The organism is Pseudomonas fluorescens (genome assembly GCF_902497785.1).
GTDB classification, from domain to species: domain Bacteria; phylum Pseudomonadota; class Gammaproteobacteria; order Pseudomonadales; family Pseudomonadaceae; genus Aquipseudomonas; species Aquipseudomonas fluorescens_BO.
The window spans coordinates 272,604-284,918 of the sequence record NZ_CABVHK010000008.1; the positions used below are offsets into that span (position 1 = coordinate 272,604).

At 55.3% G+C, this 12,315-nt stretch carries 6 protein-coding genes, 2 tRNA genes and 2 rRNA genes; 6 read left to right on the plus strand and 4 right to left on the minus strand.

Annotated elements, in window-relative coordinates:
* Positions 1-90 precede the first annotated feature (90 nt).
* The 4 genes from F8N62_RS14590 to F8N62_RS14605 form a co-directional block, all read right to left on the minus strand.
* Entirely contained in the window at positions 91-1,524 is a 1,434-nt protein-coding gene (locus F8N62_RS14590; protein WP_150711571.1) for an NAD(P)(+) transhydrogenase (Re/Si-specific) subunit beta, read from the minus strand.
* Entirely contained in the window at positions 1,524-1,844 is a 321-nt protein-coding gene (locus F8N62_RS14595) for an NAD(P) transhydrogenase subunit alpha (protein WP_003187417.1), read from the minus strand. Before F8N62_RS14595 ends, F8N62_RS14590 begins: the two co-directional genes overlap by 1 nt.
* 15 nt (positions 1,845-1,859) lie before the next feature.
* The gene (locus F8N62_RS14600) at positions 1,860-2,981 is read right to left on the minus strand and encodes a Re/Si-specific NAD(P)(+) transhydrogenase subunit alpha (RefSeq protein WP_150711572.1); all 1,122 of its coding nucleotides are present in this window, start codon (positions 2,979-2,981) and stop codon (positions 1,860-1,862) included.
* Between the two features lie 433 nt (positions 2,982-3,414).
* A complete protein-coding gene (locus F8N62_RS14605; RefSeq protein ID WP_150711573.1) occupies positions 3,415-4,314 on the minus strand; it encodes a LysR family transcriptional regulator in 900 nt (299 codons plus the stop codon).
* 157 nt (positions 4,315-4,471) lie between these two features.
* Between F8N62_RS14605 and F8N62_RS14610 the strand changes: the two genes are divergently transcribed.
* The 6 genes from F8N62_RS14610 to F8N62_RS14640 all read left to right on the plus strand — a co-directional run.
* On the plus strand, positions 4,472-5,653 hold the full coding sequence (locus tag F8N62_RS14610) for an acyl-CoA dehydrogenase (protein ID WP_150711574.1): 1,182 nt from the start codon (positions 4,472-4,474) through the stop codon (positions 5,651-5,653).
* Positions 5,654-5,666: 13 nt separating this feature from the next.
* Positions 5,667-6,887, plus strand: coding sequence for a CaiB/BaiF CoA transferase family protein (locus tag F8N62_RS14615; RefSeq protein WP_150711575.1), 1,221 nt, complete (start codon positions 5,667-5,669; stop codon positions 6,885-6,887).
* A gap of 641 nt (positions 6,888-7,528) precedes the next feature.
* Positions 7,529-9,065: ribosomal RNA gene (locus F8N62_RS14625) — 16S ribosomal RNA — on the plus strand.
* 82 nt (positions 9,066-9,147) lie between these two features.
* Positions 9,148-9,224 (plus strand) — tRNA-Ile (locus F8N62_RS14630).
* Between the two features lie 27 nt (positions 9,225-9,251).
* Positions 9,252-9,327, plus strand: a tRNA-Ala gene (locus F8N62_RS14635).
* A 227-nt stretch (positions 9,328-9,554) separates the two neighbouring features.
* Positions 9,555-12,315: ribosomal RNA gene (locus F8N62_RS14640) — 23S ribosomal RNA — on the plus strand; the annotation flags it as partial.

Genomic DNA, 12,315 nt, shown 5'->3' on the forward strand with positions numbered 1-12,315 from the left:
GATTTAGAGCCTTTGGTCGGGTTTCACGGGGAATAAAAAAACCCCAGCCTACTAAAGGCTGAGGTTTTTGGTGTTGCGCTGGATCAGGTTTTACTCAACCGCTTTAACCATGTCTTCAATGACTTTCTTGGCGTCGCCAAAGACCATCATGGTCTTGTCGAGGTAGAACAGTTCGTTGTCCAGACCGGCATAACCGCTGGCCATCGAACGCTTGTTGACGATGATCGTCTTGGCCTTGAACGCTTCCAGGATCGGCATGCCGGCAATCGGCGATTTCGGATCGTTCTTCGCCGCCGGGTTGACCACGTCGTTGGCACCGAGCACCAGCACTACGTCGGCCTGACCGAATTCGGAGTTGATGTCTTCCATCTCGAACACCTGGTCGTAAGGCACTTCCGCCTCGGCCAGCAACACGTTCATATGGCCAGGCATCCGACCGGCCACCGGGTGGATCGCGTACTTCACGGTCACGCCGCGGTGGGTCAGCTTCTCGGTCAACTCTTTAAGCGCATGCTGTGCGCGCGCAACGGCCAGGCCGTAACCCGGAACGATGATGACGGTGTCAGCGTTGGTCAGCAGGAACGTTGCGTCGTCAGCCGAACCGGATTTCACCGGGCGGGCTTCCTGCGCGCCGGCAGGGCCAGCATCGGCCGTGTTGCCGAAACCGCCGAGCAGCACATTAAAGAAGGAACGGTTCATCGCCTTGCACATGATGTACGAGAGGATCGCACCGGACGAGCCGACCAGTGAGCCCGCGATGATCAGCATCGAGTTGTTCAGCGAGAAGCCGATACCCGCCGCCGCCCAGCCGGAGTAGCTGTTAAGCATCGACACCACCACCGGCATGTCCGCACCGCCGATCGGGATGATGATCAGCACGCCCATCACGAAGGCCAGGGCCAGCATCAATGCGAAGGCGCTGAGGTTGCCGGTCAGCATGAAGGTAATGCCGAGCGCGAGTGTGGCCAAACCCAGCAACAGGTTCAGTTTATGCTGGCCGCCGAACTGTACTGGGGCGCCCTGGAACAGGCGGAATTTGTACTTGCCCGACAGCTTGCCGAAGGCGATGACCGAGCCGGAGAAGGTGATGGCACCAATCGCCGCGCCAAGGAACAGCTCCAGACGGTTACCCGCCGGAATCGGATCGCCCAACTGTTTGACGATGCCCAGCGATTGCGGCTCGACCACCGCCGCAATGGCGATGAACACTGCCGCCAAACCGATCATGCTGTGCATGAAGGCGACCAGTTCCGGCATTTTGGTCATTTCAACGCGCTTGGCCATGATCGAGCCGGCAGTACCGCCGACCAGTAGGCCGACGATGACGTAACCGATGCCAGCGGTGGCCAGCTCAGCGCCCAGCTTATAGATGAGGCCGACCGTCGTGAGAATCGCCAGGCCCATGCCGAGCATGCCAAACAGGTTGCCACGACGGGAAGTGGTCGGATGCGACAGGCCTTTGAGCGCCTGGATGAAGCAGATGGACGCGATCAAGTAGAGCGTCGTTACAAGGTTCATGCTCATTACTTAGGCGCCTCTTCTTTTACTTTCGGGGCTTTTTTCTTGAACATCTCAAGCATCCTGCGAGTGACCAGGAAGCCACCAAACACGTTCACAGCCGCCAGCGCGACCGCCAGGGTGCCCATGGTTTTGCCCAGTGGCGTCACGGTCAACGCCGCGGCCAGCATGGCACCGACGATCACGATTGCCGAAATGGCATTGGTGACCGCCATCAACGGCGTGTGCAGGGCAGGTGTAACGTTCCAGACCACGTGATAACCGACATAAATCGCCAGCACGAAGATGATCAGGTTGTAGATACCGGGGGAGATAAGCTCTTCCATCGTCTGAATCCCTGCTTAGGCGTTTTTGCGGATGACTTGGCCGTCGCGGCACATCAGGCACGCGGCGACGATGTCGTCTTCGAGGTTGATCTCGAACTGGCCTTCTTTGTTGAAGACCAGCTTCAGGAAGTCCAGCAGGTTGCGCGCGTACAGCGCGGACGCGTCAGCGGCGACTGCACCGGCCAGGTTTGTCGGTCCGCAAATGGTCACGCCATTCTCGATCACGACCTGATCGGCCACGGTCAGCGGGCAGTTGCCGCCCTGGGCTGCCGCGAGGTCGATGACCACCGAGCCCGGCTTCATCTGCGCCACGGTTTCCGCGCTCAATAGCGTCGGTGCCTTGCGACCCGGGATCAGTGCAGTGGTGATGACGATGTCCGCCTGCTTGGCGCGTTCGTGCACCGCCAGCGCTTGACGCTGCATCCAGCTGGCAGGCATTGGCCGCGCGTAACCGCCGACACCGACGGCGCACTCGCGCTCTTCATCGGTCTCGTAAGGCACGTCGACGAACTTGGCCCCGAGGGATTCGATCTGTTCTTTTACCGCAGGGCGCACGTCAGACGCTTCGATCACCGCACCCAAACGTTTCGCCGTGGCGATCGCCTGCAGACCGGCTACACCGGCGCCGAGGATCAGCACACGCGCCGCTTTTACGGTCCCCGCAGCAGTCATCAGCATTGGCATGAAACGCGGATAGTGGTGAGCGGCCAGCAACACGGCTTTATAGCCGGCAATGTTCGCCTGGGAAGACAGCACGTCCAGACTTTGAGCGCGGGAGGTACGGGGCGCAGCTTCCAGCGCGAACGCGGTAATGCCGCACTCAGCCAATTTCGCAATGGTCTCATTGCTGAACGGGTTGAGCATGCCCACCACGACGGTGCCGCTCTTTATCAGCGTCAGTTCGCTGCCGCTGGGGGCGACCACCTTGAGAATCAGCTCGGCACCAAACGCGTCGTTGGCACTGCCAATAATCGCGCCTGCCGCTTCATAAGCACTGTCGACAACGCTGGCACTAATGCCGGCGCCGCTTTGCACAGTGACCTTATGACCCTGGCCGATCAGCTTCTTGATGGTTTCCGGGGTTGCAGCAACCCGTGTTTCACCCGTCTGGGTTTCGAGAGGAACACCAATGTGCACGTCAAATCTCCTGCGTGATCTTATTGAGTAAACCCAGGCACTTCGGATGGTGCGGCTGGGGCGGCCGATCAGCACGATCCCGCCAAATCGGGGCGGGGCGCGGCATTTTGCAGGTGAACTTTGTGCCCTTCAAGGGATTATGACGGGTGACGGAAAATTAACTACAAGTCACCCCGTGACCGAATGTCGCAACAACACCGTTCAATCCCTTGTGGGCTGTGCCTTGCAAGGGTTTTGGCCGAAATTCAAGAATTTACACATCGGCGAGGTGAATGAGGTGTCATTGCTGCTGAATACAGGCGCAAGGCCACGTTTTCAGGCGCTTGTGGGACATATGTACTGCTTTCGATACAGTTTGCTGTAAAGCGACAAATACGTATATCTGTAGGGCTTTTAAATTACTGACTACGAGGTCAGCAATGTTGCAAAGCCTTTATTGCTCAAGGCTGTAGCTCTGCGCCTGGTTCACCAGCCAGTCGCGAAATGCCTTTAATGACGCAGATTCGATCTTTCGCTCTGGAATCATCAGGTAATAGGCCTTGATGCTCGATAGTGCCTGAGTGTTGGCGATCACCAGTCGCTTCTCCGCCAATTCGCGTTGAATCAGGAACGGCGGGATCAGGGCGATTCCCATATCGTGCATCGCGGCCTGGGCCAGCATGGAGAATAGCTCGTAGCGGGGACCTGTCATGTCGCGCGGGATATTTAGGTTTTGCGAGTTGAACCACTGGCGCCAGGCGTAGGGGCGGGTTGTCTGCTGCAGAAGGGGGAGGTCGGCAATTTCAGCGGGTGTGAGATTGGTCCTCTTTCCAAGCAGGGCGGGGCTGCACACCGGCATCGGATTTTCACCCATCAACCTGTGGGATTCGGTCCCCGACCAGTCGGCGTCGCCGAAGTAGATCGCGGCGTCAAAGTCGGTGTCGGCGAACAGGAAGGGGCGGGTGCGGTTAGTGAGGTTGACCGTGACTTCCGGGTGTTTTTGCTGGAAGTCCTTCAAGCGTGGCAGCAGCCACTGGGTGCCGAAGGTCGGCACCACCGCCAGTTCGATCACGTTGGCGCCCTGTTGGCCCATCACTGACAAAGTGTCCCGTTCCACGGCGTCGAGTTGGGTTGCCACTCGGCGACTGTAGGAAAGCCCGGCTTCCGTCAGCTTCACCCCGCGTCGGGAGCGTCGGAACAGTTCCACGCTGAGGAACTCCTCCAGGCTGGCAATCTGTCGGCAAATCGCACCCTGGGTGAGTGAAAGCTCCTGCGCGGCCTTGGTAAAGCTCTCGTGGCGTGCGGCTGCTTCAAAGCTGACCAAGGCCGTGGTGCTGGGAATTTTTCTGCGCATGTACTTGAACCTCACTAATACATCGCAGATCAGCTGTTTCGCGATGTCTCGGAGTGAGAAATTAGCACAACAGTATGCAAAATCCTCGTTTGCCGTGACGCTTATCCCGGCCTAGGATCAACCCACGTTATTTGACCCGATTCGAGAGGACACACTCATGGGCGGTAAAGCTAGCTTCAACTGGATCGATCCCCTGCTGCTGGATCAACAGCTCACCGAAGAAGAGCGCATGATCCGCGACACTGCCGAGCAATTCGCTCAGGACAAGCTCGCACCGCGTGTTCTTGAAGCTTTCCGCCATGAAAAGACCGACCCTGCGATTTTCCGCGAAATGGGTGAAATGGGTCTTCTGGGTGCAACCATCCCTGAGCAGTACGGTGGCAGCGGCCTGAATTACGTCAGCTACGGTCTGATCGCCCGTGAAGTCGAGCGCGTCGATTCGGGCTATCGCTCGATGATGAGTGTGCAGTCTTCGCTGGTGATGGTGCCGATCAATGAGTTCGGTACTGAAGCGCAGAAGCAGAAGTACCTGCCGAAGCTGGCCTCGGGCGAGTGGATCGGGTGTTTCGGTCTGACCGAGCCTAACCACGGTTCCGACCCTGGCGCGATGATTACTCGTGCACGCAAAGTCGAAGGCGGTTACAGCCTGACCGGCAGCAAGATGTGGATCACCAACAGCCCGATCGCCGACGTGTTTGTGGTGTGGGGCAAGGACGACGCTGGCGACATCCGTGGCTTCGTTCTGGAGAAAGGCTGGAAGGGCCTGAGCGCTCCGGCGATTCATGGCAAGGTCGGCCTGCGTGCATCCATCACCGGTGAAATCGTCATGGATAACGTTTTTGTCCCTGAAGAGAACATCTTTCCTGATGTCCGCGGTTTGAAAGGCCCTTTTACTTGCCTCAATTCGGCACGTTACGGCATTTCCTGGGGCGCGCTCGGCGCCGCCGAGTTCTGCTGGCACACCGCTCGTCAATACACGCTGGATCGTCAGCAGTTCGGCCGTCCGTTGGCCGCTACTCAGTTGATCCAGAAGAAACTGGCCGACATGCAGACTGAAATCACCCTGGCGCTGCAAGGCTGCCTGCGTCTGGGTCGTATGAAGGATGAGGGCACTGCGGCCGTCGAGATCACCTCGATGATGAAGCGCAACTCCTGTGGCAAGTCCCTGGACATCGCTCGCATGGCCCGCGACATGTTGGGCGGTAACGGTATCTCTGATGAATTCGGCGTGGCCCGTCACTTGGTCAACCTGGAAGTGGTGAATACCTACGAAGGTACGCATGACGTCCATGCGCTGATCCTCGGCCGCGCGCAAACCGGCATCCAGGCGTTCTATTAATAGGAGAACGGCCATGGGCGCGCTTTCACATCTACGGGTTCTGGATTTATCGCGGGTGCTGGCCGGGCCTTGGTCCGGGCAGATACTGGCGGACCTTGGCGCCGAGGTGATCAAGGTCGAGCGCCCTGGCAATGGTGACGATACGCGCGCCTGGGGGCCTCCGTTCCTTAAAGACGCCTATGGCGAGAACACCAGCGAGGCCGCCTATTACCTGTCGGCCAATCGCAACAAGCAATCAGTGACCATCGATTTCACGCGACCGGAGGGCCAGAAGCTGGTCCGCGAGCTGGCGGCCAAGTCGGACATCCTGATCGAGAACTTCAAGGTGGGTGGTCTGGCGGCTTATGGGCTGGACTATGAAACGCTCAAGGACGCCAATCCGAATCTGATCTATTGCTCGATTACGGGGTTTGGTCAGACGGGCCCGTATGCCAAGCGAGCGGGTTATGACTTTATGATTCAGGGCCTGGGCGGCCTGATGAGCCTGACGGGACGGCCTGAAGGGGATGAGGGCGCGGGCCCGGTAAAGGTCGGCGTGGCGCTGACGGATATACTGACTGGCCTTTATTCGACTGTGGCGATCCTGGCAGCGCTTGCGCATCGGGAGCATGTCGGTGGCGGTCAACATATCGATATGGCGTTGCTGGATGTTCAGGTGGCGTGCCTCGCTAATCAGGCGATGAACTATCTGACGACGGGCAATGCGCCGAAGCGCCTCGGTAATGCGCATCCGAACATCGTGCCCTATCAGGATTTTCCTACGGCCGATGGCGATTTCATCCTCACCGTGGGTAACGACGGGCAATTCCGCAAATTTGCAGAGGTGGCCGGGCAGCCGCAGTGGGCGGATGATCCACGCTTTGTCACCAATAAGCTGCGAGTGGCGAACCGTGCGGCGCTGATTCCATTGATTCGCCAGGCAACGGTGTTCAAGACCACCGCTGAATGGGTGGCGCAGTTGGAGCAGGCTGGGGTGCCGTGTGGCCCGATCAATGATCTGGCTCAGGTGTTTGCTGATCCTCAAGTGAAGGCGCGTGGGTTGGCAATCGAGCTCCCCCATGTGCTGGCCGGAATGGTGCCGCAGGTGGCGAGCCCGATTCGCCTGTCCGAGACCCCTGTGGAGTACCGCAGTGCGCCTCCGTTGCTGGGCGAACATACGCTGGAGGTTCTGCAGCGGGTGTTGGGTCTGGATGCAGTTGCTGTGGCTGCTTTCAAGGAAGCCGGGGTGCTTTGAGTATTCCTTCTATATAGAGGGCGTGAATTCGCTCTCCTATATAGAGAGAAACGGGCTGTTTTCGGGGTTTCTGCAAGTTATTGATAGAAAAGCCAAATTAGGGGTTGACGGCAGATTCTGGAAGTCTATAATTCGCCCCACTTCCGGCGCAGTCGAAACGGAAAACTCCTTGGTAAACAAAGAGTTACACGGTTTTCGACAGCGAGTTGCTTCAGATCATCGAAGCCCAGAAGGAGTTGGTAAGGCAATGTGTTTTCGCCTTATTGACGATTCGATCTTCTCGGTCGAAAGCGGAGAAAAAGAGGTGTTGACAGCAGCGAGTAACGCTGTAGAATTCGCCTCCCGCTAACGAGAGATCGGAAGCGCAAGTGGTTGAAGTTGCAAAGGAAACTTTGAAAACTTCTTAAAATAACCGCTTGACAGATACAGAGGACGCTGTAGAATGCGCGCCTCGGTTGAGACGAAAGATCTTAACCAACCGCTCTTTAACAACTGAATCAAGCAATTCGTGTGGGTGCTTGTGGAGTCAGACTGATAGTCAACAAGATTATCAGCATCACAAGTTACTCCGCGAGAAATCAAAGATGTAACCAACGATTGCTGAGCCAAGTTTAGGGTTTCTTAAAAACCCAAAGATGTTTGAACTGAAGAGTTTGATCATGGCTCAGATTGAACGCTGGCGGCAGGCCTAACACATGCAAGTCGAGCGGTAGAGAGAAGCTTGCTTCTCTTGAGAGCGGCGGACGGGTGAGTAATGCCTAGGAATCTGCCTGGTAGTGGGGGATAACGCTCGGAAACGGACGCTAATACCGCATACGTCCTACGGGAGAAAGCAGGGGACCTTCGGGCCTTGCGCTATCAGATGAGCCTAGGTCGGATTAGCTAGTTGGTGAGGTAATGGCTCACCAAGGCGACGATCCGTAACTGGTCTGAGAGGATGATCAGTCACACTGGAACTGAGACACGGTCCAGACTCCTACGGGAGGCAGCAGTGGGGAATATTGGACAATGGGCGAAAGCCTGATCCAGCCATGCCGCGTGTGTGAAGAAGGTCTTCGGATTGTAAAGCACTTTAAGTTGGGAGGAAGGGCAGTAAATTAATACTTTGCTGTTTTGACGTTACCGACAGAATAAGCACCGGCTAACTCTGTGCCAGCAGCCGCGGTAATACAGAGGGTGCAAGCGTTAATCGGAATTACTGGGCGTAAAGCGCGCGTAGGTGGTTCGTTAAGTTGGATGTGAAATCCCCGGGCTCAACCTGGGAACTGCATTCAAAACTGACGAGCTAGAGTATGGTAGAGGGTGGTGGAATTTCCTGTGTAGCGGTGAAATGCGTAGATATAGGAAGGAACACCAGTGGCGAAGGCGACCACCTGGACTGATACTGACACTGAGGTGCGAAAGCGTGGGGAGCAAACAGGATTAGATACCCTGGTAGTCCACGCCGTAAACGATGTCAACTAGCCGTTGGGAGCCTTGAGCTCTTAGTGGCGCAGCTAACGCATTAAGTTGACCGCCTGGGGAGTACGGCCGCAAGGTTAAAACTCAAATGAATTGACGGGGGCCCGCACAAGCGGTGGAGCATGTGGTTTAATTCGAAGCAACGCGAAGAACCTTACCAGGCCTTGACATCCAATGAACTTTCCAGAGATGGATTGGTGCCTTCGGGAACATTGAGACAGGTGCTGCATGGCTGTCGTCAGCTCGTGTCGTGAGATGTTGGGTTAAGTCCCGTAACGAGCGCAACCCTTGTCCTTAGTTACCAGCACGTAATGGTGGGCACTCTAAGGAGACTGCCGGTGACAAACCGGAGGAAGGTGGGGATGACGTCAAGTCATCATGGCCCTTACGGCCTGGGCTACACACGTGCTACAATGGTCGGTACAGAGGGTTGCCAAGCCGCGAGGTGGAGCTAATCCCAGAAAACCGATCGTAGTCCGGATCGCAGTCTGCAACTCGACTGCGTGAAGTCGGAATCGCTAGTAATCGCGAATCAGAATGTCGCGGTGAATACGTTCCCGGGCCTTGTACACACCGCCCGTCACACCATGGGAGTGGGTTGCACCAGAAGTAGCTAGTCTAACCTTCGGGAGGACGGTTACCACGGTGTGATTCATGACTGGGGTGAAGTCGTAACAAGGTAGCCGTAGGGGAACCTGCGGCTGGATCACCTCCTTAATCGACGACATCAGCTGCTCCATGAGCTCCCACACGAATTGCTTGATTCATTGAAGAAGACGATAAGAAGCAGCCCGAAATTGGGTCTGTAGCTCAGTTGGTTAGAGCGCACCCCTGATAAGGGTGAGGTCGGCAGTTCGAATCTGCCCAGACCCACCAATTTTTGTGTGGGAACCTGTAGCAATAGGGGCCATAGCTCAGCTGGGAGAGCGCCTGCCTTGCACGCAGGAGGTCAACGGTTCGATCCCGTTTGGCTCCACCATTAACTGCTTCTGCTGTTTAGAGTTTAGAAATGAATATTCTGAAGTGAATATTGATTTCTAGTCTTTGACTAGTTCGTTCTTTAAAAATTTGGGTATGTGATAGAAAGATAGACTGGACGTTACTTTCACTGGTAACGGATCAGGCTAAGGTAAAATTTGTGAGTTTAATCGCGAATTTTCGGCGAATGTCGTCTTCACAGTATAACCAGATTGCTTGGGGTTATATGGTCAAGTGAAGAAGCGCATACGGTGGATGCCTTGGCAGTCAGAGGCGATGAAAGACGTGGTAGCCTGCGAAAAGCTTCGGGGAGTCGGCAAACAGACTTTGATCCGGAGATGTCTGAATGGGGGAACCCACCTAACATAAGTTAGGTATCTTAAGCTGAATACATAGGCTTAAGAAGCGAACCAGGGGAACTGAAACATCTAAGTACCCTGAGGAAAAGAAATCAACCGAGATTCCCTTAGTAGTGGCGAGCGAACGGGGACTAGCCCTTAAGTGGCTTTGAGATTAGCGGAACGTTCTGGAAAGTACGGCCATAGTGGGTGATAGCCCTGTACGCGAAAATCTCTTAGTCATGAAATCGAGTAGGACGGAGCACGAGAAACTTTGTCTGAATATGGGGGGACCATCCTCCAAGGCTAAATACTACTGACTGACCGATAGTGAACTAGTACCGTGAGGGAAAGGCGAAAAGAACCCCGGAGAGGGGAGTGAAATAGATCCTGAAACCGTATGCGTACAAGCAGTGGGAGCCCACTTTGTTGGGTGACTGCGTACCTTTTGTATAATGGGTCAGCGACTTATTTTCAGTGGCGAGCTTAACCGAATAGGGGAGGCGTAGCGAAAGCGAGTCTTAATAGGGCGTCTAGTCGCTGGGAATAGACCCGAAACCGGGCGATCTATCCATGGGCAGGTTGAAGGTTGGGTAACACTAACTGGAGGACCGAACCGACTACCGTTGAAAAGTTAGCGGATGACCTGTGGATCGGAGTGAAAGGCTAATCAAGCTCGGAGATAGCTGGTTCTCCTCGAAAGCTATTTAGGTAGCGCCTCATGTATCACTGTAGGGGGTAGAGCACTGTTTCGGCTAGGGGGTCATCCCGACTTACCAAACCGATGCAAACTCCGAATACCTACAAGTGCCGAGCATGGGAGACACACGGCGGGTGCTAACGTCCGTCGTGAAAAGGGAAACAACCCAGACCGTCAGCTAAGGTCCCAAAGTTATGGTTAAGTGGGAAACGATGTGGGAAGGCTTAGACAGCTAGGAGGTTGGCTTAGAAGCAGCCACCCTTTAAAGAAAGCGTAATAGCTCACTAGTCGAGTCGGCCTGCGCGGAAGATGTAACGGGGCTCAAACCATACACCGAAGCTACGGGTATCACTTAGGTGATGCGGTAGAGGAGCGTTCTGTAAGCCTGTGAAGGTGAGTTGAGAAGCTTGCTGGAGGTATCAGAAGTGCGAATGCTGACATGAGTAACGACAATGGGTGTGAAAAACACCCACGCCGAAAGACCAAGGTTTCCTGCGCAACGTTAATCGACGCAGGGTTAGTCGGTCCCTAAGGCGAGGCTGAAAAGCGTAGTCGATGGAAAACAGGTTAATATTCCTGTACTTCTGGTTATTGCGATGGAGGGACGGAGAAGGCTAGGCCAGCTTGGCGTTGGTTGTCCAAGTTTAAGGTGGTAGGCTGGAATCTTAGGTAAATCCGGGATTCTAAGGCCGAGAGCTGATGACGAGTGTTCTTTTAGAACACGAAGTGGTTGATGCCATGCTTCCAAGAAAAGCTTCTAAGCTTCAGGTAACCAGGAACCGTACCCCAAACCGACACAGGTGGTTGGGTAGAGAATACCAAGGCGCTTGAGAGAACTCGGGTGAAGGAACTAGGCAAAATGGCACCGTAACTTCGGGAGAAGGTGCGCCGGTGAGGGTGAAGGACTTGCTCCGTAAGCTCATGCCGGTCGAAGATACCAGGCCGCTGCGACTGTTTATTAAAAACACAGCACTCTGCAAACACGAAAGTGGACGTATAGGGTGTGACGCCTGCCCGGTGCCGGAAGGTTAATTGATGGGGTTAGCTAACGCGAAGCTCTTGATCGAAGCCCCGGTAAACGGCGGCCGTAACTATAACGGTCCTAAGGTAGCGAAATTCCTTGTCGGGTAAGTTCCGACCTGCACGAATGGCGTAACGATGGCGGCGCTGTCTCCACCCGAGACTCAGTGAAATTGAAATCGCTGTGAAGATGCAGTGTATCCGCGGCTAGACGGAAAGACCCCGTGAACCTTTACTATAGCTTTGCACTGGACTTTGAATTTGCTTGTGTAGGATAGGTGGGAGGCTTTGAAGCGTGGACGCCAGTTCGCGTGGAGCCAACCTTGAAATACCACCCTGGCAACTTTGAGGTTCTAACTCAGGTCCGTTATCCGGATCGAGGACAGTGTATGGTGGGTAGTTTGACTGGGGCGGTCTCCTCCTAAAGAGTAACGGAGGAGTACGAAGGTGCGCTCAGACCGGTCGGAAATCGGTCGTAGAGTATAAAGGCAAAAGCGCGCTTGACTGCGAGACAGACACGTCGAGCAGGTACGAAAGTAGGTCTTAGTGATCCGGTGGTTCTGTATGGAAGGGCCATCGCTCAACGGATAAAAGGTACTCCGGGGATAACAGGCTGATACCGCCCAAGAGTTCATATCGACGGCGGTGTTTGGCACCTCGATGTCGGCTCATCACATCCTGGGGCTGAAGCCGGTCCCAAGGGTATGGCTGTTCGCCATTTAAAGTGGTACGCGAGCTGGGTTTAGAACGTCGTGAGACAGTTCGGTCCCTATCTGCCGTGGACGTTTGAGATTTGAGAGGGGCTGCTCCTAGTACGAGAGGACCGGAGTGGACGAACCTCTGGTGTTCCGGTTGTCACGCCAGTGGCATTGCCGGGTAGCTATGTTCGGAATAGATAACCGCTGAAAGCATCTAAGCGGGAAACTAGCCT

Excerpts from the sequence above, each read along its gene's own strand:
- F8N62_RS14615 (WP_150711575.1), top strand. The coding sequence starts at position 5,667 with ATGGGCGCGCTTTCACATCTACGGGTTCTGGATTTATCGCGGGTGCTG.
- F8N62_RS14590 (WP_150711571.1), bottom strand. The coding sequence starts at position 1,524 with ATGAGCATGAACCTTGTAACGACGCTCTACTTGATCGCGTCCATCTGC.
- F8N62_RS14595 (WP_003187417.1), bottom strand. The coding sequence starts at position 1,844 with ATGGAAGAGCTTATCTCCCCCGGTATCTACAACCTGATCATCTTCGTG.
- F8N62_RS14605 (WP_150711573.1), bottom strand. The coding sequence starts at position 4,314 with ATGCGCAGAAAAATTCCCAGCACCACGGCCTTGGTCAGCTTTGAAGCA.
- F8N62_RS14610 (WP_150711574.1), top strand. The coding sequence starts at position 4,472 with ATGGGCGGTAAAGCTAGCTTCAACTGGATCGATCCCCTGCTGCTGGAT.